This is a genomic window from Lysobacter humi (ex Lee et al. 2017) (assembly GCF_054781815.1).
This window is the reverse complement of sequence record NZ_BAAGTR010000009.1, coordinates 457,694-481,530: the sequence shown is the minus strand read 5'-3', so window position 1 is coordinate 481,530 and position 23,837 is coordinate 457,694. Positions and strand designations below refer to the sequence as shown.

Below are 23,837 nucleotides of genomic sequence, written 5' to 3'. Positions count from 1 at the left end.
CGTGATGAGGTCGCCCGGCTGCCGGGCGGCGACGTCGATGGGCACGCGCGGCGCCGACCGCGGATCGCGGATCGCGAATGGCGAATGCGCCGTTCGGGTCCCGATACGCACCTGTCGCCGGCGGCAGGAGGCACCATCGCGCCGCAAACCCGCAGCAAGCGCCGCGCGGCTCAGGAGCTGCAGGACAGCATCGAGCACCCGGCCTTGACGCGCGCCCAGTCCGGCCGGCGCGCGGCGAAGGCGTCTCGCCCCGGCTGCTCGTCATACGGGCGCCGCATGACGTCGAGCAGCTCGGCGATGCCCGAGGCATCGCCGCCCGCCGCGCGATCGATGGCCTGCTGCGCGAGGTAGTTGCGCAGCACGTAGCGCGGGTTCGCGCGGTGCATGCGCAGCCGCCGTTCCTCCGGATCGCCGCCGTCCCGTGCAATGCGCGCGGCATAGCGCGCAAGCCAGGCCCGCAGGGCCGGCTCGCCTTCGGCGCGCTTGGCGGCGTCGTAGAACGCCGGCTCGAGCGCATCGGGCGGCGCGTTCGCCGGGTCGAGTTCGCCGAGCCCCCGGAAGAACAGCGTCATGTCGACCTCGGTCGCCTGCATCCAGGCCTGGAGGTCTTCCATAAGTTCGAGGTCGCCTTCCTCGAAGCCGCGCAGGCCGAGCTTGGCCACGACGTTGCCGCGCTCGGCGGCCTCGTAGGCGGCGACGTACCGCGCGAGGCCGTCCTGCAGCGGTGCCACGTCCTCAGACAGCGGTGCCAGCGCCCCAGCGAGGCGCCCGAGGTTCCAGTAGGCGACCGCCGCCTGCTGGCCGAAGCGGTAGCGCCGCCGCTGCGCGTCCGTCGTGTTGGGCGTCCAGTCCGCGTCGAAGTTGTCGATCCAACCATACGGGCCGTAATCGATCGTCAGGCCAAGGATCGACATGTTGTCGGTGTTCATCACACCATGCACGAAGCCGACGCGCATCCAGTGGCCGACCATCACCGCGGTGCGCTCGCACACCTCGCCGAACCATGTGCCGACCGCGTCGGGGGCGTCGGCGTCGAGGTGCGGGAAATCGCGCCGGATGCAGAAGCCGACGAGGCGGCGCAGCAGCTCGAGGTCCATGCGCGAGGCGGGAAGCTCGAAGTGGCCGAAGCGGATGAACGATGGCGCCACGCGGCAGACCACCGCGCCCGGCTCCGGCGCCGGGTGGCCGTCGTAGAACATGTCGCGCACCACCGCGTCGCCGGTCGCGACGAGGCTCAGCGCACGCGTTGTCGGCACGCCGAGGTGGTGCATCGCCTCGCTGCACAGGAATTCGCGGATCGACGAGCGCAGCACCGCGCGGCCATCGGCGGTGCGCGAATACGGCGTCGGGCCTGCCCCCTTGAGCTGCAGCTCCCAGCGCTCGCCGGCGGCGTTGACGACCTCGCCGAGCGTGATCGCGCGGCCGTCGCCGAGCTGCCCCGCCCACTGGCCGAACTGGTGCCCGCCGTAATTGCCGGCATACGGCCGCATGCCCGGCAGCAGTGCGTTTCCGCCGAAGACCTCGGCGAACCCCGGCGACGCCGCGTCGGATTCGGACAGCCCGAGCGCCGCAAGCATCTCGCGGGACACCGCCAGCACGCGGGGTGCGGCCACCGGCGTCGGCGCCACCCTCGACCACACCGCGCCGTGCACCTGGCGGCGGCCGCCGTCCTCGCGCGGATCGCCCGGCAGCTCGGCGACGAAGCGATTGTCGAAATGCAGGCCCGCAAGGCTCATGGGGCGGCCCGGCCGATGCCTGCGTCGCGGTGTGTATCGATGGTCTGCATCGTCGGCATGCTAGCCCCCGCGCCTGAAGCCGCCGTCGAACCGGCCGCACGCGGGTCGACAGGCCATTGAAGGGCGAACGGCTACACTGCCGCCCCCGTCCGGCCCGCCCGGCGCGTCGTCCCGAGCCCGCATGAGCGCCGATTCCGCTCCCACGCCCCCGACCTTTTCCGACCTCGCGCTGGGCGCACCACTGCTGCGCGCCCTCGCGGATGTCGGCTACGAGACGCCTTCGCCGATCCAGGCCGCCACGATTCCGCCGCTGCTCGAGGGCCGCGACGTCATCGGCCAGGCGCAGACGGGCACCGGCAAGACGGCCGCCTTCGCCCTGCCCGTGCTCGCGAAGATCGACCCGACCCGCCGCAAGCCGCAGGCGCTCGTGCTGGCGCCGACGCGCGAGCTCGCGATCCAGGTCGCCGAGGCCTTCCAGAAGTACGCGACCTACCTCCCCGACTTCCAGGTGCTGCCGATCTACGGCGGCCAGGGCTATGCGCCGCAGCTGAGTGCGCTGAAGCGTGGCGTGCACGTGATCGTGGGCACCCCCGGGCGGGTGATCGACCACATGAAGCGCGGCACGCTCGACCTCTCGGAGCTTCGGGTGCTGGTGCTCGACGAAGCCGACGAGATGCTGCGCATGGGCTTCATCGACGATGTGCAGGCCGTGCTCGACGCCACCCCACCCACGCGGCAGGTCGCGCTGTTCTCCGCGACGATGCCGCCGCCGATCCGCCGCATCGCGCAGACGCACCTGAAGGATCCGGTCGAGATCGCGATCAAGTCGACGACGACGACCGCCGCGAACATCCGCCAGCGCTTCGTGTCGGTCAGCGGCCACCACAAGCTCGACGCCATCACGCGCGTACTCGAGGCCGAGACGTTCGACGCGATGATCGTCTTCGCGCGCACCAAGATCGCCACCGAGGAGCTCGCCGAGAAGCTCGCCGCACGTGGCATCGCCGCGGCGGCGCTCAATGGCGACGTGCAGCAGGCCCAGCGCGAGAAGATCGTCCAGCAGCTCAAGGACGGCCGCATCGACGTGCTCGTGGCGACCGACGTGGCCGCACGGGGTCTCGATGTCGATCGCATCACGCACGTGCTGAACTACGACATCCCATACGACACCGAGAGCTACGTGCACCGCATCGGCCGCACCGGCCGCGCGGGTCGCACCGGCGAGGCGATCCTGTTCGTGACGCCCCGCGAGCGCGGCATGCTGCGCGCGATCGAGCGCGCCACGCGCCAGCCGATCGAGCCGATGGAGGCGCCGAGCATCGAGGCGGTGAACGAGCGCCGCGTGGATCGCTTCCTCACGCGCATCTCGGAAGCGCTGGAAGCGGCCGACCTCGGCACCTATCGCGAGCTGATCGAGCGCTTCGAGAACGAGCGCAACGTGCCGGCGGTCGAGATCGCCGCCGCGCTCGCCCGCCTGCTCCAGGGCGAGTCGCCCTTGCTGATGCCGACCGCGAACGATCCGCTGCGCGAGCGCCCCGCGCCACGTGAGGACCGCGGCCGCGTCGAGCGCCACGGCCGTGACGATCGCCGGCCGCACGGCGAGCGCTTCGACCGCCCGGCGCGCGACGACCGCTTCGCGGACCGCGGTGCACGCGGCAATGCGCGCCCTTACGAAGGCGGCGGCGCCTCGGGCGAAATGCGCACGGAGCGCCCGCGCCACCACGATGCGCCACGTCCCGGCGCCGATGCCCGCGTCGAGCGGCCCCGCATCGAGCGCGGACCGGGTGCTCCGGCCGACCACGCCACGTCGCATCCGTATGCGCCACGCGAGTATCAGGGCACGCGGCAGGGGCACGATCGCCCCCGCGGTGAGCACGGCGCATCGATTCCGCGCGATGCCGGCGCGGGCTTCGAAGACCGTGCACCGCGCCCGCCACGGAACGACGGCGAGCGTGGCTTCGACGAGCGCCTACGCGAGCGCGCGCCTCGTACTGCGCCCGAGTCGGGCATGGAGACCTTCCGCATCGAGGTCGGCCACCAGCACGGCGTCAAGCCGGGGAACATCGTCGGCGCGATCGCCAACGAAGCGGACCTGGAAAGCCGCTACATCGGGCGCATCGACATCCGCGACGCATTCACGCTGATCGACCTCCCCGAGGGCATGCCGCACGAGGTGATGGAGCACCTGCGACGCGTGCGCGTCGCCGGCCAGCAGCTGCGCATCAGCCGCGACAACGGCGCACCGCCGCGGCGTAGCGGCCCCGGATCCGACGGACCGCGCCGTGGCGGTCCGGGCGACGGTCCGCGTCGCGGGCCGCCCGGCGGCGGCTTCGCCGGCCGGCCGCCCCGTCGGGATCGCTGACCGAGGCGCGATCACCCGGGCTCCGCGGCGGACGACGTCGCCGCGAAGACCGTGACGCCGGAACGCTGCCTTCCGAGGTGTGCCGCGCGAGGCGATCCATCCGGCGCGACATCACCGGGTCCAGGGTGCCGCCGAGCAGCGGGCGCTACGTCACGCGGATGCTGCAAACGAAGCGCTTGCAGCGGGCCCTCCTTCGCCGCGCGATCTGCTGGCTGCAGCCCCCGGTATTGCCGTGGCGACGCGGACGTAACGCGATCCGTCAGGCGGGATGGCGCGTGCAATGGATGTTCGACCCTAGGGACTCTCCGCAGAGCGGCGGCTTCATCCCGGACGAGGACGTGCCGTGCGCGCTACAGCGTGCTCACGGCATGTCCCGTTCCGCGTCCGCCGCGCGGATTGCGTACCCCGACCCGCCCAGGTGCACGCGCGCCTCGCCTTCTGCGGATAGCGGGGCACGCTGCGCGCCTATCCCTACTGCAGGTCGAGACGCACGTTCTCGCTGAGGTTGCCCGGGTTCTTGTTGACCGCGGTCATCAGGAAGTACAGCGCCTTGCCGGCCGCCGAGCCCGGGCCGTCCCAGTACTCGGCGCTCTGCGCCTGCACCCGCAGCATGCAGAGGTTCGGGTCGTCCTTCCCGTCGGGAAAGAAGATCGACATCGCGGGCGTCCAGTGCGCCTCGATGGTCGCGCGGTCGCGCGTGATGCCCGCCAGACCGGCGATCGAGACGTACGTGTTCTTGTCCTTCGACGAATAGGCGACGTTGACCTGCGGATTCGCCTCGATTTCGCGCACCTTCTCGCTGTCGAAGCCGGTGACGAACCAGAGGTCGCCGTCGCGCTCGACGCCCTGCGTGCCGAGCGGACGGCTGAGCAGGCGGCCGTCCTCGGCCTGGGTCGTCAGCATCGCGACGTGCATGCCCTTGATCAGCTCGCGGAGCTTTTCCAGGCCGGCTTCGCGGTCGGGGGTGTGGAAGGTCGGGTCGTGGCGGTCCATGGGGGCTCCTCGTGGAAGGCGCCTATCGGACCCCAGCGGCGGGCAACGCGCGGTGAAGCGTCAGGCCCCGTCGTCGACCAGCGGCGCGAGTGCGGGATCGAGCGCCACGCGGCCGTCGAAGACGAAGCAGCGCCCCGCGTAGCCGTAGCCGCCGACGCGCTCGAAGTAGCCGAGGATGCCGCCGTCGAGCTGCAGGACGTTCGCCATCCCGTCGGCCTGCAGGTGCAGGGCGGCCTTCTCGCAGCGGATGCCCCCGGTGCAGAAGCTCACCACCGTGGCGTCGGCGAGCGATTCGCGATGCGGCTCGAGCGCCGCCGGCAGGTCGGTGAAGTTGTCGATGGGCAGCGTGAGCGCGCCGGCGAAGGTGCCATGGGCGACCTCCTCGCGATTGCGCGTGTCGAGCAGGACGAGACGGCGCCCGGCGTCGTCATGGCCCTGCTCGATCCAGCGCGCGAGCGTGGCCGGGTCGACTGCCGGCGCACGCCCTTCCAGCGGCGCGGTGCCATCACGCCGGTACGTGATGATCTCGGGCTTGAGCTTGACCTTCAGCCGTCCGAACGGCTGCGCGCGGCTCCAGCTGCGCTTGACCTCGAGGCGCGCGAATCGGGCATCGTCCGTGAGCAGCGCCAGAACGGCCTCGACCGCGGCGGCCTCGCCCGCGAGGAACAGGTTCACGCCCTCGGGGGCGACCAGCACCGTCCCCCGCACGCCACCGGCCTCGCAAGCCTCGCGCAGGCGCCCGGCGATATGCTCGGGCGCGTCCAGACGGACGAAGTGATAGGCGGCGACGTTGAGCAGCATGGCGGCATTGTAAGTGCGGGCTCCGGCCACGCCGTGGCGTCGGTCAACGCTGCGCTACGCCGGTTCCAGGTGCGGCAGCGGGTGCCGTGAGATCACGTACGTCGCCCCGTTGTGGTCCTGCTTGAAGACGAACCCGTAGGCCATCTCGAGCGGCTGCGGCAGCCACAGCACGCGCGGTTCCAACCGGAAATGCCCGTCCCAGCCGGCCGCGAGCGCGGCTTCCTTGGCCGACTCCCAGCGCTGCAGGAAGTCGAGCGTCGCCGCGGTGTCGACGCCCTCGCGCGGGTCGCTGCCCTCGCAGGGCACGGCGAAGGCCTCGAGCGTTTCGCGGACGGTGCGCAGGTGGTGCCAGCCGTAGTCGATCGGACCGACCAGATAGACATGCCAGTTCATGCGCGGCCCCCTGCCGGCGAAGTGGCCCCGACTCTAACCGACCGCGGCATGCGCCGCGATCAGCCGAGGCCGAGCTGCGGCCCGATGACGTACCAGGCGGCGATCAGGACGACCGCCCAGATCGCCAGCTTCACGAACAGGCCCACCGCCTTGAACGTGAGGTAGAGCGCGAGCAGCGCGAGGGCGATGACGATCCAGCTCATGGGCATTCCGCGTTCGGGGTCCGACGCATGCTGCCCGAGAACCGTCGCGGGTGGCGTGACGCGGTGCGCGCGGCGGCGCGGGGCGGCATCATGCGCGCCCCACGCCTGCGCGCCGCCGATGCCTGCCGATCCCATATCCCTGCCCGGCATCGCCGTGATCGGCGGTGGCCCCGCCGGCCTGATGGCCGCCGAGGTCGCGCGCGCGGCCGGGGTGGAGGTCGACCTCTTCGAGGCCAAAGGCTCGGTCGGGCGCAAGTTCCTGATCGCGGGCAAGGGCGGGCTGAACCTGACCCACGGCGAGCCGAGGCCTGTGTTCGACGCGCGCTACCGCGAGCGCGCGGCGGAGGTCGCCCGCTGGCTCGACGCCTTCGACGGCGACGCGCTGCGTGACTGGGCGCGCGGGCTCGGCGTCGATACCTACGTCGGCACCTCCGGGCGCGTCTTCCCGCTCGACCGCAAGGCGGCTCCGCTGCTGCGTGGCTGGGTGCGCCGCCTGCGCGATACCGGCGTGCGCTTCCACGTCCACCACCGCTGGGCCGGCTGGGACGGCGCCGCGCACCGCTTCGAGACGCCGGAGGGCCCGCGCGCGGTGAGCGCCGCGGCCACGGTGTTCGCGCTCGGTGGCGCGAGCTGGCCGGAGCTCGGCTCGGACGGCACGTGGGTCGCGCCGTTCGCGGCACAGGGCGTGGACATGGCGCCCTTGCGACCGGCGAACTGCGGCTTCGAGATCGACTGGACGCCGCACTTCGCGGCCCGCCACGCGGGCACGCCGCTCAAGCCCGTGGTGGCCCACTGGACCGACGCCGCCGGCGACGAGCGGGCGCTGCAGGGCGAATGCGTCGTGAGCAGCTATGGCATCGAGGGCAGCCTGGTCTACGCGCTGTCCGCTGACCTGCGCGACGCCATCGACCGCGACGGGTCCGTCGTCCTCCGTCTCGACCTCGTGCCCGGGCGGTCCACCGCGGCGATCGCCGACGCCCTGCGTCGCCCGCGTGGCCGGCGGTCGGTCGGTGAGCACCTGCGTCGCAACGGCCGGCTGTCGGCCGTGCAGGCAGGCCTGTTGCACGAGGTCCTCGGCACGCCGCTGCCCGAGGACCCGGCGCGGCTCGCGGCCACGTTGAAGCGCCTGCCGCTGCAACTGCAGGCGCCCCGCCCCATCGACGAGGCGATCAGCAGCGCCGGCGGCGTACGGCTCGAGGCGCTCGGCGACGACCTGATGCTCCGCGATCGACCGGGCACGTTCGTGGCGGGCGAGATGCTCGACTGGGAAGCGCCGACCGGCGGCTACCTGCTCACGGCCTGCTTCGCGAGCGGCCTCCGTGCGGGCCGCGCCGCGGCCGCATGGACGCAGGCGCGACATTCGGGCTGACAGCCTCAAGGCCCCGCTCCGCCCGCCGATATCCGTTCCGTGGGCCGCCGGAGGGGCGGCCGCGGCACGCGCGCGCCGGACCGCCGCGCGAGAACAGGAAGCCCCGAGATGACTGCCCGCCCGACCGTCCTGCTGTGCGACGACTCCCGCGCGCTGCGCATGCTCACCAGCCAGCAGCTGGACGCGTGCGGCTACGCCCTCGCAGGCGAGGCCGACAACGGCGTCAAGGCTGTGGAGCAATACCTCGCGCTCAAGCCGGACGTCGTCCTGCTCGACCTCGTCATGCCCAAGGTGGACGGCAAGGCCGCGCTCAAGCGCATCCTCGAACTCGATCCGGCGGCCCGCGTGATCGTGCTCAGCTCCCTCGGTGCGCAGAATGACATCGAGCAGTGCCTGCGCATGGGTGCGAAGAGCTACCTGCAGAAGCCGATCGACCGGGAGACGCTCGCGCGCGTCCTCGGCGAAGTCACCGCCTGAGGACCGCGACCATGGCAGCCAAGTTCTTCGGCCAGTTCCTGCTGGAAAAGGGCGTCATCGACGCGGCGCAGCTGCTGCGCGCGCTCGACGTGCAGCGGGAGTCCAATCCCGCGCTCGGCGAGCTCGCCTGCGCACGCGGCATGCTCACCGCCGACCAGGCGCAGGCCATCAACGAGCGCCAGCGCCGCGAGGACAAGCGCTTCGGCGACATCGCGCAGTCGATGGGCCTGCTGACCGGCGACGAGGTCGGCCAGCTGCTCGACGAGCAGAAGTCGCGGCGCAAGCTGTTCGGCGAGATCCTCGTCGAGGAAGGCATGCTCAGCCGCGAGCGCCTCGAGGACGAGCTCCGCCAGCACGCGGGCGAGCGCGACGAAGCGCTGCGCTCGCTCGATGCGATGGTCGCGGGCCACCAGCTGGGTCGCCGAGTGGCCAACAGCGTGGCCACCTGCGGCAAGATCTTCCCGCGCCTGCTGCGCACGCAGTGCCAGTTCTCGCGCGTGGTGGATCCCGCCGCAGTGCCGGCCTGCGACGTCTTCGCGCTGGTGCGCGTGGCCGCCGACCGCCCGCTCGCGATCGGCATCGCCTGTGACGCCGCGACCATGACCGCGTTCGCCACCGCTTTCATGTCGATCCCGGCCGAGGCCTGCGACGAGGAGCTCGCGCGTGACGCGGTGGGCGAGCTCGTCAACGTGCTGATGGGCTACGTGGTGAAGGACGCATTGCCCGAAGATGCGAGCTATCGCGCCGAGCCACCGGATTTCGAGACGCCGCTGGCAGGCGTTGCCGACGGCATGCACGTGCTGCTGGAGATGACCTCGCAGCTCGGCCCGTTCGTGCTGGTGCTCGGCGACTGATCGCTCAACGCGCGAGGTGGTAGAGCTCGTAGCGATCCGGCGCCGGATCGAGTACGAGCAGCAGCTCGCGCGGCCCGATCCGCACCAGGCGCCCGACGGAGTCCGACTCGCGCGGCGCCGCGCCCGGATCGTCGATGCGGCTGTAGGCCACTGGAGGCTCGTCATTGACCGTGGCGCCACCGATGAAGGCCAGGCTGCGACCGTCGCCCGAAGGCAGCAGAAGCCCGCTGCGTCGCTGCGAGCCGCTCGTCTTCGCGAAGCGCAGGCGCGCACCGTCGCGGGCGATCGATGCGGCGAAGAAGGGATACGCGAACGTACCGTGGGCATTGACCTGCAGCGAGCGGACACGCCAGCGCCCCACGACATCGCCGAGCGGCTGCGGCCGCGCTGCACGCCTCAGCAACTCGCGCGCGCGGGCGAAATCCTCGGGATAGGCCCCCTGCTCCGGCCGGACCCGCTCGGCGAGCGCGAGCGCGCGCTCGATGCGCGGGATGTCGTCGGCATGGACCTGCCTGCGCCACGTGCCGCCGCCCCCCGCGGCAGCGGGGCCCATCGCGAGCACGGCGGCCAGGACGAACAGTGCGAAGCGGGCGGATGCTCGATGCATGACGGGTCTCCTGAGGGTCGCGACGAAGCTAGCAGGCGGACCTGAAACCGCGCCTGCCGCGCCTCCTGCAGCGGCGGCCGGTTTTCACGGCCCCTTGAGCCGGGCGACCCACAGACTGGCTTCCGACAAGCCCGGGGAGCTTCCGCATGACCACCAGTTCTCAGCCCACCGTCCTCACCGAGCGCGAGCTCGCCGCGCTGCGCCTGCTCGCGGTCGATGGCCGCGCCAAGATCGACAAGACCCTCGAGGACGACCTCTACGCGAAAGGCATGCTGCAGTCCTCGTGGGACCGCTGCCTGTCGCCGGCCGGCCGCCACGCGATCCATGTCGAGCGCCCGGGCATGGTGCCGGGCATCGACAACTGAGGAGGATCGCCTCGCGCGCGGGCGCCCGTGGGCAGCCCGCGTGACGATTCTCCCTCAGCGGGTCGCGCCGGTCGCCGGCTGCGACGTCGCGGAGCCCGCGGCACTCGTGGCACCGCCCGTCGCAGGCGTTCCCGAGGCGCCCGGCATGCCCTGGGCCGATGCAGATGACGCGGCGCCCGTCGGGCGGACCAGGCGCCAGGTCCCGAACTTGTCCTTGACGCCGTCGCCGTTCGTGCTGCCGGCCCCCGTATCCGCGGCATAGCGATAGAGCGGATGGCCGTCGTAAGTGACCTGGCGGCTGCCGTCCGGACGGACGATGCTGGCGATCATCGCGCCCTGCAGGCCCGGCCCGCCGCTGGGCTGCGTACCGCCCATGGCGACCGGCGGCCATGCGGTCAGGCACTCCCCCATGCATTTGCTGCCGTCGCGGTCGCCCTCGAGGGCGTACAGCGTCGCGCCGTTCCCGTCGCCCACGTAGGGCCCCTTGGGTCCCTGGCTCACCAGCGTGAGCGTGACGCCGCTCGACGGTCCGCCGGCCGACGCCGCCCCCGGCTGCGACACGCTGTTGCCGAGCGCCGGGCTCGCCGACTGCACGGGCTCCGACGGTGGGCCCACGTCCTGCGCCGCATCGGCCTCGTTGCCGTCGCGCGGGCGGTCGACCGCCCCGTCCGCGAGCGGATCGCCGCGCTCGCAGGCGCTCAGGCCTGCAACGGCCGCGAACACCGCGGCCGCGATCATCGTCCTGTTCCGCATGGTCTTGCCTCCTCGTCGTCCGGTTGCAACGGCCGCAGCCGCAGGCCGCATGAATAGCGGACCGCACGTGAGTATCGGGTGCCCGGGTCAGGCGCTGCGGCGGGCGCGCTTGTGCTCGTACATCCGCTCGTCCGCCGTGCGCAGCACCTCGCTCGCGTCGGCGCTGCCGTCATGCACCACCCAGCCCACGCTGCAGCGGATCCGCAGCCGCACGCCGTTGACCAGCCGCGGCCGCGCGAGCTCGTCCTCGATCGCAGCCGCCACCGAGCGCACGTCGCGTTCACCTGCGCGCAGCGACGGCAGCAGCACGACGAACTCGTCACCGCCTAGGCGCGCGACCACGTCGGTGTCACGCACCGTCTCGCGCAGCGCGTTGGCGGCGGCGCGCAGCACCTCGTCGCCCATGGCGTGGCCGTAGGTGTCGTTGACGTCCTTGAAGTCGTCGAGATCGATGAACAGCAGGCCGAACGGATGCGCGGGATCGCGCGGCACGGCGCACAGCCCCTCCAGCTGGGCCTCGAACGTGGAGCGGTTGGGCAGGCCGGTGAGCGAGTCGAGCGAGGCCGCGTCCTGGTAGCGCTGCGCGGTGGCCTGCGTATCCACCAGCGCATCGTGCAGGCGGTGCAGCAACCGCGCATTCTCCTCGAGCGCGAGCTGCCGGCCGAGCGCGCCGCCCATCGCGTTGCCGATCAGCGCGACGGCGTGCGCGTCGATGTCGTCGTAGGCATGCGGCACGGAGGAGCAGACCTCCAGCACGCCGAGGGCCGCCTCGCCGTACCGCAGCGGCGTGGCGATCAGGGAATTGAGCGAATGCTTTCGGCGCGCGTCGCCGCAGATGCGGTCGTCGTCCCGCGTCGAATCGCTGCGCACCGCCTCGCGGCGCGCGATGCACGCCTGCGCAAGGGTCTCGCCACCGTTGTAGACGTCCGTCTCGAGGGATGCCATCTGGCCCAGCCGGCAGGCGATGCTCAGGCCGCCTTCGCCGCCGTCGAGCAGCACCACGCCGCCCGTCGAGCGCGTGAGCCCGATCACCTTGTCGAGCGCGTCCTCGACGAACGCATGCGCCTCGCCGGCATGCTCGGCGATCGATGCGAGCGTCGAGACGAGCCCACGCAGGCGATGTATTTCGCTGTCCTTCGCGGATGAGGAGATCCATGGAAGGCCCCGTTCCGTGCGGGGTCGTCCGGGCGTCAACACTAGGCGGATCCGGCAACGGCAATGGTCCGCATCGTCGGCGCGTCGCGATCAATCCGGTGTGACGTCCGGGAGGTACGCGATCACGCTTCGCGGGGAGAAGCCCTCGCGCGCCTGCGGGGAAAACCCTCAAGCGGCCGTCGCGTCGATCGGTTCCACGAGGTCGGGACGATCGTTGCGGACATTGCCGACGGCGCGATCGACGCGATGCCAGGCGACCGCCGCTTCCGGCGCCGCGAGTGCGAGCTCCATCGCGCGCGCCGGGGGCGCATGCAGCCAATCGTGGAAGGCCGCGGCGCGGAGGATCAGCGGCATGCGGTCATGGATGCCCGCGACGGACTCGTCCGCTTCGCGCGTGATGATCGAGTACGTCAGCAGCTCACCGCCGGCACCGTCCGGGCGCGCCTCGAACAGGCCGCCGAAAAACATCACGGGTGCATCGGCGGGATGGATGAAGTACGGCTGCTTGCCGCTGCCCTCGGGCTTCCATTCGTAGTAGCCCGTCGACGGCACCAGGCAGCGACGCTGCTTCCATGCCGCACGGAACGCGGGCTTCGTCTCCACGCCGTCGAGCCGCGCGTTGATCGTGCTGTAGGCGAGCTTCGCGTCCTTCGCCCAGGGCGGCAGCAGGCCCCAGCGCATCGGCAGCACGCGTCCGCCATCGGCGTCCGGCACGATCGTCCAACCGCGCTGCGTCGGTGCACGGTTGTACGTCGGGGTCGGCGCGTCGGCCGGTACGTCGACCGCGAGCGGCTGCGCCGCCGCCTGCACCTGGGCCCAGCTCGCGATGAAGGTGTCGCGTCCGCACATGCATCCAGTCTAGAGCGCGCGCCGTACCACGACTGCACATGGGCGTCACGACGCGTAGACCGGCCGGTCACGAGCCGCGGCCAACACTCGACTTCCCCGCAACCCCTGGAGATTCCATGCGACTCTGGCGCTGGTCGTTCGTAATGCTCGCGGCGAGCGCGTTGATCGCCTGCATGCCGCGCCCCGACAAGACACGCCCCGTGCCCTCGGCGCTGCTCCCGTCGGACCAGGGGTCGCATCGTCTCGTGGTGGTGCTGCCGGGTCGCCGCGACCGTCTCGAGTCGATGCGCCGCAGCGGTGTCGGCGAGGCGATCCAGCGCGCGTGGCCGGACGCCGACGTGCTCTTTGCGGAGCTGAGCATGCCCTACTACCTCGACCGCAGCGCGACGAACCGGCTGCACAACGAGGTGATGCTGCCGGCGCGGCGCCGCGCCTACACGGAGATCTGGCTGGTCGGTGCCTCGCTCGGCGGAATGGGCGCGATCCTCTATGACCGTGACTATCCCGGCCAGGTCGACGGCATCGTCCTGCTGGCACCCTACACCGGCGAGCGCGCGATCCACGACGAGATCCGTGCGGCAGGCGGCGTCGCGAACTGGAATCCCGATGCCGGCACCGATCGCCCGGGACAGGAATGGCAGCGCGAGATCTGGCGCCACCTGAAGACCTGGGCGGCGGAGCCCGAGCGCACGCGCAATGTCTGGCTCACCTACGGCCGTGACGACTACCTGCGCGACGGCATGCCGCTGCTCGAGCCGCTGCTGCCGCAGGGCCAGGTGATGCTGCGCGACGGCGCACATACGTGGAGCGTGTGGACACCGGCGACCGCGGACGTGCTGCGCGCGGTCGATCCCGATCGGCGCCAGGCCGCCAACGACTGAGAACGCCGGCACACCGGCGCACCTTTCCGACGCAGAGGACGTTCAATGCATATCGAGATCAACACCGACAACCACATCCGCAACGACGAGTCGGTCGTGCGCCACGTGCACCAGACCCTCGAGCCGCTGCTCGAGCGCTATGCGGGCCAGGTCACGCGCATCGAGGTGCATCTGCACGATACGAATGCGGACAAGAAAGGCGACAACGACAAGCACTGCCTCGTCGAGGCGAAGCTCGAGGGCCGCCCGCCGATGGCGGCGTCCGAGAATGCGCAGACGCTCGCCGCGGCGATCAACGGTGCCGCGAAGAAGCTGCAGCGACGCCTGAGCCACGACCTCGGCAAACTGCACTGACGATGCCAACGTCCCGGTCGCGCGACGCTCCTGCGTCGCCGCGCCCACGGCGCATCCATCGCACCCGCGGTGCTCTAGCCAGTCGTCGACAAGCCTGTATGCGTAGAGTGTCCTCCCCAAGCGTATCTGCCCGATGAGCCTCGTGCCGCCGATTCCCGCCATGGACGCGCAGCCCCTGCGCGGCCGTGTCGTGCTGGTCACGGGTGGCGCGCAGGGCATCGGGCGCGGCATCGCGCAGTGCGTGCTCGCCGCGGGCGGCGCGGTGGTCATCGGTGATTCCGATGCCGAGGCGGGCCGGGCCTGCATCGCCGACTGGGGCGTGGGCGCGGCCGCGATGTTCGTGCGCGTGGATGTCGCGCGCGAAGCGTCGATACGTCGGTTCGTGTCCACCGCGCGCGAGGCCTACGGCCGCATCGATGGGCTCGTCAACAATGCCGCGATCGCCGATCCGCACAGCGGCCCGGTCGAGCGCCTCGCGCTTGCCGACTGGAATCGCTTCCTCGCCACAGGACTCACGAGTGCCTTCCTGTGCGCGCGCGAAGCCGTGCCCGCGCTGCGCGAGGCCGACGGGAGCATCGTCAACATCGCATCGACGCGCGCGTCGCAGTCGGAAGCCGACACCGAGGCGTACGCCGCGACCAAGGGTGGCCTCGTGGCGCTCACGCACGCACTCGCGGTGAGCCTGGGGCCCGACATCCGTGTGAACTGCATCAGCCCCGGTTGGGTGCCGACCGAGGCGTGGCGCAAGCCCGGATCACGTCGCGCGCCTAAGCTGCATGCGCGCGACCATGCGCAGCACCCCGCCGGCCGCGCCGGCGTACCGGACGACATCGGCGCGCTCGCGGTCTACCTGCTGTCGACGGCGGCGGGCTTCGTCACCGGCGCGGAATTCGTGGTGGACGGCGGCATGAGCCGCAGGATGATCTACGCCTGAGGAAGGTCGTCGCCGCGCGGAAGCTTCAGTGCCCACATGTTGTCGACGAGGTTGGGATAGCGGCGCCCGTTCTCTTCCGCACGCTGGCGGGCGGCGTCCTTCTGCGCGGGCGTGAGCCGCCCGCCGGCGCCGCCACGCGACTTCGGCGCGGGCTTCTTCCAGGGCGGGCTTCGATCGGTCGGCATCGGGATGCTCCGGCAGGGGCTCGAACGTAGCATGCACAGCATGGACACCGATGCCGCCATCGACGCGCTGCACGACTGGCTCGGCGCCCGGCGCCGCGTGTTCGTGCTGACCGGCGCCGGCGTGAGCACCGCGTCGGGCATACCGGACTACCGCGGGGCCGACGGAGCGTGGAAGCGCCGGCCACCCGTCACCTACCAGGCGTTCACCGGCGACGAGGCGACGCGACGACGCTACTGGGCGCGTTCGTTCGTCGGCTGGCCGATGTTCGAGGCCGCACGCCCGAACGCCGCGCATGTCGCGCTCGTCGGCCTGCAGGACCGCGGCGTGGTCGGCGGCCTGCTCACGCAGAACGTCGACGGCCTGCACCAGCGCGCCGGCGGCCGCGACGTGATCGACCTGCACGGGCGGCTCGATACGGTGCGCTGCCTCGCCTGCGGGTCGCGGTTGCCGCGCGACGAGGTGCAGCGCCTGCTCGCCGCGCGCAATCCGGACTGGCGCGGTCGCGAGGCCGGTTCCGCGCCCGATGGCGACGCCGACGTCGAAGCGGGCTTCGAGACGTTCGACCCCGCGCCCTGCCCCGCCTGCGGCGGCATGCTCAAGCCGGACGTGGTCTTCTTCGGCGAGAACGTTCCGGGTCCGCGCGTGCAGGCCGCGCGCGAAGCCCTGCTCGGGAGCGACGGCCTGCTCGTGGTCGGCTCGTCGCTGATGGTCTATTCCGGCTACCGCTTCGCGCGGCTCGCGGCGGACGCGGGGCTGCCGATCGCGATCCTCACGCGGGGCGTCACCCGCGCCGACGACCTGGCGTCGCTGCGGATCGATGCGGACTGCACGCAGGTGCTGCCGCCGATGATCGGCGGACGCTGAAACAGCCGCTGTCACCCTGCTCCGACCCGTGCGCCGCGAGACTCGCGCCGCACGGACGGACGCCATGAAGATCCATCACCTCAACTGCATTTCCACCTGCCCGCTCGGCGGGCGCCTGATGGACGGCTTCACGCCGTCGATGGTGGCGCGCGGCCACCTCACGTCGCACTGCGTGCTCGTGGAGACCGATCGCGGCCTGCTGCTGGTCGACACCGGCCTCGGGCTGCGCGACGTGCGCGATCCGCGCACGCGGCTCAGCCGGTTCTTCCTCGGCCTCGTCGCACCGGACTTCCGTGAGGAGATGACGGCGGTGCGCCAGATCGAGCGCCTCGGCTATCGCGCGGAGGATGTCAGCGACATCGTGCTGACCCATCTCGACTTCGACCACGCCGGCGGCCTCGACGACTTCCCGGCCGCGCGCGTCCATCTGCTCGCCCGCGAGCGCGACGATGCCGAGCGGCAGGCGACGTGGCTCGATCGTCAGCGCTTCCGCCCGCAGCAGTGGAGCTCGCGCGATCGCTGGCACACCTACGCCGGCGCGTCCGGCGAGCGCTGGATGGGCTTCGACTGCGTGCGCGAGCTCGAGGGCCTGCCGCCGGACATCCTGCTGGTGCCGCTGACCGGCCATACCCACGGGCATGCGGGCGTCGCGATCCGCGAGTCGACGGGCTGGCGCTTCCTCGCGGGTGATGCGTACTTCTTCCACGCCGAAATGGATCCGGTGCGTCCACATTGCACGCCCGGCCTGCGGGCCTACCAGTGGATGATGGAAAAAGACCGCGGCGCGCGCCTGCGCAACCAGGGGCGGCTGCGCGAACTGCGTCGCAGCCACGCCGACGAGGTCGAGCTGTTCTGCTCGCATGACGTGCTGGAGTTCGAGCGCCTATCCGGGCGCTCCGCGCGTATTCCGGCCGACCGGCTCGCGTCGGAGAGCGCGCCCGCCCGCATGCGCGTCGGCGACGTGCACTGGCTCGAGGGGATCGACGACGGCGACGCGCCGAGCTGGACGCGTCGCGATCGCGGGCCCGGCGGCCCGTGGCGGCATCACTAGCGCCACCACCCTGCGCCCACATGCGGGGCGCGACGATGGCCGTCGAGCTATCGAGGAGCCCTCCATGATCACCCGTACCGTCGTCATCACCGGCGCATCCAGCGGCTTCGGCCGCGGGGTCGCCCTCCGCCTCGCCGCCCAGGGCTACGGACTCGTGCTCGCCGCGCGTCGCGGCCAGCTGCTCGATGCGCTCGCCGAGGAATGCGGCAATGCGGTCGCCGTGCATGCCGATGTCGGTGATCCGACCCAGGTCGAGAAGATCGCGGCCGTCGCGGTCGCAAAGTTCGGGCGCTTCGACGTCTGGATCAACAATGCCGGCGTGGCGGCGATCGGGCCGTTCGAGAAGATTCCGCTCGAGGACCACATGCGCATCGTGCAGACGAACCTCGGCGGTGCGATGGCGGGCAGCCACGTGGCGCTGCGCCAGTTCCGCCGGCAGGGCTCGGGCACGCTGGTGAACATCGCCTCGATGCTCGGGCGCACGCCGGCGCCGTACTACGCATCGTACTGCGCGACCAAGTACGGGATCATCGGCCTGTGCGACGCATTGCGGCAGGAGGTCGCCGCGCAGGGCGCGACCGACATCCGCGTCTGCGCCGTGCTGCCGATGGCCGCCGACACGCCGTTCTTCGACCACGCTGCGAACTACAGCGGCCACACGCTGCAGCCCTTCCCCATCACCGATGCGGAGGAAGTCGTCGAGGCGATCGTCGGCGTGGTGAACGCGCCGCAGGACGAGATCACCGTCGGCATGTCGGCCACGGCAGCGGTGATCTCCGAGCGCATCTCGCAGGCCGTCACTCACGGGATGACCGGCGCCATGACGCAGCTGCTGCAGGACGAGGCACCCGAGGCGCCCGACGTCGAGGGCAACCTGCACCGGCCCGTGCACATCGGAACCGGCGTGCACGGCAGCATCCTGCAACGGATGGACGTCGAGCGCAGCCGGCCGGGCCACTGAGCGCACGGCCGCTTCGACAGTCGGGTCACCGCGCAGCGGCGAGGCTGGGCGGACTTCCCATCGACGAGGTGATGCGATGACCCGCACCCCGACCAACGAACCCGGCTCGACCGGTCACGGCTTCAACCTGAGCGGCGGCGGCCTGGTGGGCCACAAGGACGCCGGTCTCGACTCGGCGCGCGAGGCCGCGGCCCGCGAGGCGGCCGCCACGCAGGCTCAACGCGATGCAGCGCGCGACGGCGCCGACACCAGCGTGGCAGGCGGCCCGGGCACGTCCACCGGCCCCGGCATCAGCCGCGTCGGCAGCGGCACCACGGGCCTCAACAACTACTCGCCGGGCAGCGACCTCTCGGCGGGCGCACGCCTTGCGGGCGAGTCGGGCGGCGAGCGCGCCTCTGCCGGCATCAACGATGCCGACCGCGCCTCGCGCGACCGCGGCAACGACCTCGGCGGCTGACCCCGCGCACCGCCACGGCCGTCGCCCCGCGCGGCGGCCGTATCATGTCGCATGACCGAATTCACCGACCTGCCCCTGCGGCCTGCGCTGTTCGAGGGGCTCGATGCCCTCGGCCACGCCTCGATGACGCCCGTGCAGGCACGCAGCCTGCCGCTGCTGCTCGAGGGCCGCGACCTCGTCGCGCAGGCCCCCACGGGCAGCGGCAAGACACTCGCCTTCGCCCTCGCCCTGCTCCACCGCATCGAGCTCGCCGACGCGCGCGTGCAGGCCGTCGTGCTCTGCCCCACGCGCGAGCTCGCCGAGCAGGTCGCGCGCCAGATCCGCAAGGTCGCGACGGGCCTGCCGAACCTCAAGCTGCTCGTGCTGACCGGCGGCATTCCGCTGGCCCCGCAGATCGCGTCCCTGCAGCACGCGCCGCACGTCGTGGTGGGCACGCCGGGCCGCGTGCAGGAGCTGCTCGACGGCCGTCACCTCGATCTGTCCGCGTCGCGCGTCGCCGTACTCGACGAGGCCGACCGCATGCTCGACATGGGCTTCGAGGAACCGATCCGCGCGATCTTCAAGAAGCTCCCAGCCGACCGCCAGACGCTGCTGTTCTCGGCCACGTTCCCCGATGCCGTGCGGGCCGTCGCCGCGCGCTTGCTGCGCGAACCGGCCGAGGTCACCGTCGAGGCGGGCGCCGCGGATGGCGCGATCGAGCAGACGTTCTTCGAGGTCGAGCCCGCCCGCAAGCCCGCAGCGCTCGCGGCCCTGCTGCTCGAGCACGCCGCCGAGTCGGCCGTCGTCTTCTGCAACATGCGCCGCGATGCCGACGAGGTCGCCGCCTCGCTCGTCCACCTGGGCTTCGCCGCGCTCGCCCTGCACGGCGACCTCGAGCAGCGCGACCGCGACGAGGTGCTGGTGCGCTTCGCGAACCGCAGCTGCACGGTGCTCGTGGCGAGCGACGTCGCCGCGCGCGGGCTGGATGTCGAATCGATCGGGCTGGTGGTGAACTTCGATGTGCCGAGCGACGCGGACACCTACGTGCACCGCATCGGCCGCACCGGTCGCGCCGGCCGCGAAGGCGTCGCGCTCACGCTGTGCACGCCGCGCGAGCGCACGCGTGCCGGTGTGATCGAGGCCGCGCTCGGCACGCCGCTGCGCTGGCGTGCGGCACCCACTGCCGCACTGCGCCCGGGCTTGGCGCCACCTGCACCGATGGCGACGCTGCGCATCGATGCCGGTCGCACCGACAAGCTGCGCCCGGGCGACATCGTCGGCGCGCTGACGGGCGACGCAGGCCTTCCCGGGGACGCCGTCGGCCGCATCGACGTCTTCCCGACGCGCAGCTACGTCGCGATCGACCGCCGCCAGGCGGGTCGCGCGCTGGAACGCCTGCAGGCGGGCAAGATCAAGGGCCGCAAGTTCCGTGTCCGACGCCTTTGAGCCCGACGGCCCGCGGATCTGGGTCGACGCCGACGCCTGCCCGGTGCCGCTGCGCGAAATGCTGCTGCGGGCCGCCGAGCGCGCACGAATCCCCACGACGTTCGTCGCGAACCAGTGGGTCCGCATGCCGCCGTCGCCATGGGTGCGGTCGGTGCAGGTGGCCGGCGGCCCCGATGTCGCCGACGACGCGATCGCCGAACGCGTGCAGCCCGGCGACCTCGTCGTCACGCAGGACATCCCGCTCGCCGCGCGCGTGATCGAGCGTGGCGCCACGGCGCTCGGCCCGCGCGGCGAGCTGCATACCGCATCGACGATCGCCGAGCGCCTGTCGATGCGCAATTTCATGGACGAACTCCGCGGCGCGGGCGTGCAGACCGGCGGCCCCGCCACCTTCCATGCGCGCGACCGCCAGGCGTTCGCCGCCCATCTCGACCGCTGGATCGCGCACTGCCGCGCGCCGCGACGCTGAAACCGGAGACCCGATGCCGACTTCGTCCCGCCCCCGCCACCCTCGCCGCCGCCCGACCTCCAGCGGTGGCGCGCTCCCCGCACATGCGCACCTTCTCGATCCGGCCGGCCATGTGATCGGCGGCGCGGCGCTGCGCGGCGAGGAATGGGTGATGGTGCTGCGCGGTACCGTGGTGGCGGCGGTGGACAGCGCGGCGATGATGATCGCGATGCTGCGCCACACCGCGGCAAAGCTCGGCGCACGCCTGAGCGTCTCGCCGGTGCTGACCGCGCGCGCCGCCGAGGAGGCTGCCGGCGACGGCTTCGAGCTCGAGGCCTACCTCGCCCAGCTCGAGAGCGAGCGCCGCGAACGCCTCGACCCGCGCACGGACGACAACGCCACGCGGCAGTAGCTTCACGCTGCCGCCCGGCGTGTCGCGCCACTCTCTGCGACGTTTCGACGCCGCGGAGGTGGCATGCCGCAGGAAAGCGCCGGGATCCTGATGTATCGCCGCTCGCGCGAGGGGCTCGAGGTGCTGCTCGCGCATCCCGGCGGGCCGTTCTGGCACGCGCGCGACGAGGGCGCCTGGGGTATCCCGAAGGGCGGCCTCGAACATGGCGAGACGCCCGAGCAGGCCGCGCGACGCGAGTTCCAGGAAGAAATGGGCCGCGCGGTGGACGCTCCGCTGCAGCCGCTCGGCCGTCTTCGCCAGAAGGGCGGAAAGTGGGTGGAGGCGTTTGCGGTCGAGGGCGAGTTCGACCCCGACCGCCTGTGCAGCGCCATGTTCCGGATGGAGTGGCCGCCCCGCAGCGGGCGCTTCACCGAGTTCCCCGAAGTCGACCGCGCGGCCTGGTTCCGCCTCGACGAGGCGCGCCGACGCATCCTCGAAAGCCAGTCACCGCTCCTCGACCGACTCGACACGCTGCTGCATGGCGGGCCGTTGATCTGAATCCCGAGTACCCGGCCAATCGACGCAGGCATCCCGCTGCAAAGTCGACCGCCTGCCGCGCGGATGCCCCCGCGCCGCGTCGCGCGCATCGTTGCCCCGGATGCGGAATGCAGCATCCGGTAGCTCAGGCAGGCGGCAGACCCACCTGCCCTACCGCGGGCGGTCCACATGCGACGTAGCCGACGCACCCGCGCAGCCGATCCGTCGAGTGCACCGCGACGCGATGCGCCGCGGTCACCGACGCCCGCATGGAGCCCATTCGGCTCACAGCGAGCGGATCAACGCACGCCGCGTCGCCGTCGAGCCGCACCGTTCCTACCGCAGCTGGCTGTCCTTGCTCGCGCGCCGGTTGTAGCCCGCGAACTGGCCTTCGCGCTCGTCCTCGGCCGACTGGCAGGCGACGCACAGGCGAACACCGGGCAATGCGCGACGGCGCGCCTCGGGGATCGGCGCCTCGCACTCCTCGCAGTGCTCGCGGCCGGGCCCCGTCGGCAGCCGGCTGCGCGCGCGACGGATCGCGTCGCCCACCGTCGCATCGATCTGGTCCTGCACCGCGCCGTCGCCGGCCCAACCGGTCGCCATGTCGCACCTCGCTCGTGCCGATAATGATGCCGCGCCGCAGGTGAATCGCATGCGAGCCCCCGCGTCGACGGCCGCCGCCGCAGCCCGCAGAATGCCCTCGGGCGACCCTGGGGACTACCGATGACGACGCAGCCTGCCGATCCCGCCGCGCACGGAATGGGGATTCCGCTCGATCCCACGCTCCAAGCGCTGGTCCGGCCGATCCTCGAGCTCGTCCAGGAGGTGACCGGCCTGGAGTCCACCTACCTGACGTCGATCGACCTCGGCACCGGGCGCCAGTCGGTGCTGATCGCGCGCAACACCGGTGAGCTCGCCATCCCCGAGGGGCTGCATGTGCCTTGGCAGGACACGCTCTGCCGCCGGGCGCTCGCGGAAGGCCACATGGTCGAGCGTGACGTGCCGGCGCGCTGGGGCGACTCCGACGCCGCGCGCCTGCTGGGCATCCGTACCTACGTCAGCTGTCCGGTGCGGGCCGACGACGGCCGCGTGCAGGGCACGCTCTGCGCCGCGAGCACGCGCAGCCAGGACATCGACGCCACGGGACGGCGCGTGCTGGAAATGGCGTCGCGGCTGGTCGCGTTGCACGTCGACCGCGAGGCGCTGGTGGCCGCGCTGCGTCGTGCGAACGCGGAGCTCGCGCGAAGCGCGCTCACCGACCCGGTGACCGGCCTGCCGAACCGGCGCGCGCTCGAGCTCGAACTCGGCCGAATGCTCGCGCGTGCGCAGCGCGATGGGATGGCGGTCTTCGTCGCCTTCATCGACCTCGACGACTTCAAGCGCGTCAATGACCGCCACGGCCACGAAGCCGGCGACCGCCTGCTGCGCGCGATCGGCGTACGCCTCGCGGACGGACTGCGCGGCGGCGACCTCGTCGCACGCTTCGGCGGCGACGAATTCGTGGTCGCCGGTACCGTGCCGCGCGAGACGGCCGAGGCGTCGGCGCAGATCGTGCGCGCACGGCTGGCCGAGCAGACCGCCGGCGGCTTCGACGTGGACGGCACGCGCGCCTCGGCGGGCGCCAGCGTGGGCCTGGTGATCTCGCGCGTCGGCGAATTCGATGCGGGCGCACTGCTCTCGCGGGCCGATGCCGCGATGTACGACGCCAAGCGCGAGCGAAAGTCGCGCGCGTGAGCGGCACGGGGCCAGCCCGCGCGGGCAGCGAACCCGATGCGCCGACTCGCGGACGGCCCGGCCGCGACTACGCGCCGCTCGCACGGCGCATCCTGCTGCTGGCGGGCGTCGGCGCCGTGCTCGGCCTGCTCGCCAGCTGGGCATGGCACCAGCCGTTCCTCGCCTACCCGCGCGCGCTCGCGGATCTCGCGCGCCAGCCAGCGCCGTCGTCGCTGCCGGTCCCGGTCGACGGTGTGCGCGCGGTCGCGATCGCCGACACCTGGGGCGCGCCGCGCGGACGGGACCGGCGGCACCAGGGGGTCGACATCTTCGCGCCGCGCGGCACGCCGGTGCTCAGTGCGACGCGCGGGGTCGTCGTCGCCGTGCGCGACCAGGGCCTCGGCGGCCGCCAGGTCTGGGTGCTCGGTCCGGGCCGCGAACGCCACTACTACGCGCACCTCGATGCCTGGGCGCCGGGGCTCGCACGCGGTGACCTGGTTCGGGCGGGCACCCGGCTCGGCAGCGTCGGCACGACGGGAAACGCCCGCGGCACCCCGCCGCACCTGCACTACGGCATCTACGGCGCGGACGGTGCCCTCGACCCGTTGCCGCGCCTGCGCAGGCATCGTGCGACCGCCGAGTACGCGGCCTCCCCGGGCTCGACCTCGAAGGACACGGCAGGGGCGGACGCCGACGCCGGCGCGCGCCACACGCCGCC

At 72.2% G+C, this 23,837-nt stretch carries 28 protein-coding genes and 1 pseudogene; 18 read left to right on the top strand and 11 right to left on the bottom strand.

Annotated features, from left to right (window positions below):
• Nucleotides 1–170: 170 nt before the first annotated feature.
• Nucleotides 171–1,736 carry a protein adenylyltransferase SelO gene (locus tag ACYVJJ_RS09190; protein WP_460832925.1) on the bottom strand — a complete coding sequence of 522 codons (1,566 nt, stop codon included), beginning with the start codon at nt 1,734–1,736 and terminating at the stop codon, nt 171–173.
• 181 nt (nt 1,737–1,917) lie between these two features.
• On the opposite strand from ACYVJJ_RS09190, the gene ACYVJJ_RS09185 reads away from it, so the two are divergent.
• On the top strand, nt 1,918–4,098 hold the full coding sequence (locus ACYVJJ_RS09185) for a DEAD/DEAH box helicase (protein WP_460832923.1): 2,181 nt from the start codon (nt 1,918–1,920) through the stop codon (nt 4,096–4,098).
• 471 nt (nt 4,099–4,569) lie between these two features.
• On the opposite strand, the gene ACYVJJ_RS09180 is transcribed toward ACYVJJ_RS09185, so the two are convergent.
• The 4 genes from ACYVJJ_RS09180 to ACYVJJ_RS09165 are packed head-to-tail and all read right to left on the bottom strand — an operon-like array spanning nt 4,570 to nt 6,488.
• Nucleotides 4,570–5,091 (bottom strand): pyridoxamine 5'-phosphate oxidase family protein, encoded by a 522-nt coding sequence (locus tag ACYVJJ_RS09180; protein ID WP_460832921.1) that lies wholly within the window; start codon nt 5,089–5,091, stop codon nt 4,570–4,572.
• 60 nt (nt 5,092–5,151) lie between these two features.
• The gene (locus tag ACYVJJ_RS09175) at nt 5,152–5,892 is read right to left on the bottom strand and encodes a sulfurtransferase (RefSeq protein WP_460832919.1); all 741 of its coding nucleotides are present in this window, start codon (nt 5,890–5,892) and stop codon (nt 5,152–5,154) included.
• Between the two features lie 54 nt (nt 5,893–5,946).
• The gene (locus ACYVJJ_RS09170) at nt 5,947–6,285 is read right to left on the bottom strand and encodes a hypothetical protein (protein ID WP_460832918.1); all 339 of its coding nucleotides are present in this window, start codon (nt 6,283–6,285) and stop codon (nt 5,947–5,949) included.
• A 59-nt stretch (nt 6,286–6,344) separates the two neighbouring features.
• Entirely contained in the window at nt 6,345–6,488 is a 144-nt protein-coding gene (locus tag ACYVJJ_RS09165; RefSeq protein WP_460832916.1) for a hypothetical protein, read from the bottom strand.
• A 118-nt stretch (nt 6,489–6,606) separates the two neighbouring features.
• On the opposite strand from ACYVJJ_RS09165, the gene ACYVJJ_RS09160 reads away from it, so the two are divergent.
• The 3 genes from ACYVJJ_RS09160 to ACYVJJ_RS09150 all read left to right on the top strand — a co-directional run bounded on the left by ACYVJJ_RS09160 (nt 6,607) and on the right by ACYVJJ_RS09150 (nt 9,188).
• A complete protein-coding gene (locus ACYVJJ_RS09160; protein ID WP_460832914.1) occupies nt 6,607–7,857 on the top strand; it encodes a TIGR03862 family flavoprotein in 1,251 nt (416 codons plus the stop codon).
• Nucleotides 7,858–7,965: 108 nt separating this feature from the next.
• Entirely contained in the window at nt 7,966–8,334 is a 369-nt protein-coding gene (locus tag ACYVJJ_RS09155; RefSeq protein WP_460832912.1) for a response regulator, read from the top strand.
• An 11-nt stretch (nt 8,335–8,345) separates the two neighbouring features.
• Nucleotides 8,346–9,188 (top strand): chemotaxis protein CheX, encoded by an 843-nt coding sequence (locus ACYVJJ_RS09150; protein ID WP_460832911.1) that lies wholly within the window; start codon nt 8,346–8,348, stop codon nt 9,186–9,188.
• Nucleotides 9,189–9,192: 4 nt separating this feature from the next.
• On the opposite strand, the gene ACYVJJ_RS09145 is transcribed toward ACYVJJ_RS09150, so the two are convergent.
• Entirely contained in the window at nt 9,193–9,795 is a 603-nt protein-coding gene (locus ACYVJJ_RS09145; protein WP_460832909.1) for a DUF4893 domain-containing protein, read from the bottom strand.
• Between the two features lie 146 nt (nt 9,796–9,941).
• On the opposite strand from ACYVJJ_RS09145, the gene ACYVJJ_RS09140 reads away from it, so the two are divergent.
• The gene (locus ACYVJJ_RS09140) at nt 9,942–10,160 is read left to right on the top strand and encodes a hypothetical protein (RefSeq protein ID WP_460832907.1); all 219 of its coding nucleotides are present in this window, start codon (nt 9,942–9,944) and stop codon (nt 10,158–10,160) included.
• 54 nt (nt 10,161–10,214) lie between these two features.
• Here ACYVJJ_RS09140 and ACYVJJ_RS09135 read toward each other — a convergent pair whose 3' ends face one another.
• From ACYVJJ_RS09135 to ACYVJJ_RS09125, 3 genes are all read right to left on the bottom strand, one after another.
• Nucleotides 10,215–10,913 (bottom strand): COG4315 family predicted lipoprotein, encoded by a 699-nt coding sequence (locus ACYVJJ_RS09135; protein WP_460832905.1) that lies wholly within the window; start codon nt 10,911–10,913, stop codon nt 10,215–10,217.
• Nucleotides 10,914–11,000: 87 nt separating this feature from the next.
• Complete coding sequence (locus ACYVJJ_RS09130; RefSeq protein WP_460832903.1) at nt 11,001–12,107, bottom strand: GGDEF domain-containing protein; 1,107 nt, start codon at nt 12,105–12,107, stop codon at nt 11,001–11,003.
• A gap of 129 nt (nt 12,108–12,236) precedes the next feature.
• Nucleotides 12,237–12,917, bottom strand: coding sequence for an SOS response-associated peptidase (locus tag ACYVJJ_RS09125; protein WP_460832901.1), 681 nt, complete (start codon nt 12,915–12,917; stop codon nt 12,237–12,239).
• 116 nt (nt 12,918–13,033) lie between these two features.
• On the opposite strand from ACYVJJ_RS09125, the gene ACYVJJ_RS09120 reads away from it, so the two are divergent.
• The 3 genes from ACYVJJ_RS09120 to ACYVJJ_RS09110 all read left to right on the top strand — a co-directional run bounded on the left by ACYVJJ_RS09120 (nt 13,034) and on the right by ACYVJJ_RS09110 (nt 15,086).
• Nucleotides 13,034–13,798, top strand: coding sequence for an alpha/beta hydrolase-fold protein (locus ACYVJJ_RS09120; RefSeq protein WP_460832899.1), 765 nt, complete (start codon nt 13,034–13,036; stop codon nt 13,796–13,798).
• A gap of 45 nt (nt 13,799–13,843) precedes the next feature.
• A complete protein-coding gene (locus ACYVJJ_RS09115) occupies nt 13,844–14,152 on the top strand; it encodes an HPF/RaiA family ribosome-associated protein (RefSeq protein ID WP_460832898.1) in 309 nt (102 codons plus the stop codon).
• 133 nt (nt 14,153–14,285) lie between these two features.
• The gene (locus ACYVJJ_RS09110) at nt 14,286–15,086 is read left to right on the top strand and encodes an SDR family oxidoreductase (RefSeq protein ID WP_460832896.1); all 801 of its coding nucleotides are present in this window, start codon (nt 14,286–14,288) and stop codon (nt 15,084–15,086) included.
• Here the strand turns inward: ACYVJJ_RS09110 and ACYVJJ_RS09105 are convergent.
• Nucleotides 15,077–15,271: a hypothetical protein gene (locus ACYVJJ_RS09105; RefSeq protein WP_460832894.1), complete on the bottom strand. Its 195-nt coding sequence runs from the start codon at nt 15,269–15,271 to the stop codon at nt 15,077–15,079. The two genes, ACYVJJ_RS09110 and ACYVJJ_RS09105, sit on opposite strands and share 10 nt — an antisense overlap.
• A 31-nt stretch (nt 15,272–15,302) precedes the next feature.
• Here ACYVJJ_RS09105 and ACYVJJ_RS09100 point away from each other — a divergent pair, with 31 nt between their 5' ends.
• From ACYVJJ_RS09100 to ACYVJJ_RS09065, 8 genes are all read left to right on the top strand, one after another.
• On the top strand, nt 15,303–16,136 hold the full coding sequence (locus ACYVJJ_RS09100; protein ID WP_460832892.1) for an NAD-dependent protein deacetylase: 834 nt from the start codon (nt 15,303–15,305) through the stop codon (nt 16,134–16,136).
• 64 nt (nt 16,137–16,200) lie between these two features.
• On the top strand, nt 16,201–17,187 hold the full coding sequence (locus ACYVJJ_RS09095) for an MBL fold metallo-hydrolase (RefSeq protein WP_460832890.1): 987 nt from the start codon (nt 16,201–16,203) through the stop codon (nt 17,185–17,187).
• Nucleotides 17,188–17,251: 64 nt separating this feature from the next.
• Nucleotides 17,252–18,148: an SDR family NAD(P)-dependent oxidoreductase gene (locus ACYVJJ_RS09090; RefSeq protein ID WP_460832888.1), complete on the top strand. Its 897-nt coding sequence runs from the start codon at nt 17,252–17,254 to the stop codon at nt 18,146–18,148.
• A gap of 76 nt (nt 18,149–18,224) precedes the next feature.
• Nucleotides 18,225–18,605, top strand: a complete 381-nt coding sequence (locus tag ACYVJJ_RS09085; protein WP_460832886.1) for a hypothetical protein — start codon at nt 18,225–18,227, stop codon at nt 18,603–18,605.
• 51 nt (nt 18,606–18,656) lie between these two features.
• Nucleotides 18,657–20,030: an ATP-dependent RNA helicase DbpA gene (gene dbpA, locus ACYVJJ_RS09080; protein ID WP_460832884.1), complete on the top strand. Its 1,374-nt coding sequence runs from the start codon at nt 18,657–18,659 to the stop codon at nt 20,028–20,030.
• The gene (locus ACYVJJ_RS09075; RefSeq protein WP_460832882.1) at nt 20,014–20,499 is read left to right on the top strand and encodes a YaiI/YqxD family protein; all 486 of its coding nucleotides are present in this window, start codon (nt 20,014–20,016) and stop codon (nt 20,497–20,499) included. Before dbpA ends, ACYVJJ_RS09075 begins: the two co-directional genes overlap by 17 nt.
• Before the next feature lie 13 nt (nt 20,500–20,512).
• Complete coding sequence (locus ACYVJJ_RS09070) at nt 20,513–20,890, top strand: hypothetical protein (protein ID WP_460832881.1); 378 nt, start codon at nt 20,513–20,515, stop codon at nt 20,888–20,890.
• A gap of 63 nt (nt 20,891–20,953) precedes the next feature.
• Nucleotides 20,954–21,427: an NUDIX domain-containing protein gene (locus ACYVJJ_RS09065; RefSeq protein WP_460832879.1), complete on the top strand. Its 474-nt coding sequence runs from the start codon at nt 20,954–20,956 to the stop codon at nt 21,425–21,427.
• Nucleotides 21,428–21,742: 315 nt separating this feature from the next.
• Here ACYVJJ_RS09065 and ACYVJJ_RS09060 read toward each other — a convergent pair whose 3' ends face one another.
• Nucleotides 21,743–22,009, bottom strand: coding sequence for a DksA/TraR family C4-type zinc finger protein (locus ACYVJJ_RS09060; protein ID WP_460832878.1), 267 nt, complete (start codon nt 22,007–22,009; stop codon nt 21,743–21,745).
• Between the two features lie 120 nt (nt 22,010–22,129).
• Here ACYVJJ_RS09060 and ACYVJJ_RS09055 point away from each other — a divergent pair, with 120 nt between their 5' ends.
• Together ACYVJJ_RS09055 and ACYVJJ_RS09050 are read left to right on the top strand one after the other, a co-directional pair.
• Complete coding sequence (locus tag ACYVJJ_RS09055) at nt 22,130–23,140, top strand: GGDEF domain-containing protein (protein WP_460832876.1); 1,011 nt, start codon at nt 22,130–22,132, stop codon at nt 23,138–23,140.
• Nucleotides 23,137–23,751: pseudogene (locus tag ACYVJJ_RS09050) on the top strand (M23 family metallopeptidase); the annotation flags it as partial. The gene ACYVJJ_RS09055 and the pseudogene ACYVJJ_RS09050, both read left to right, overlap by 4 nt.
• Nucleotides 23,752–23,837: the final 86 nt, after the last annotated feature.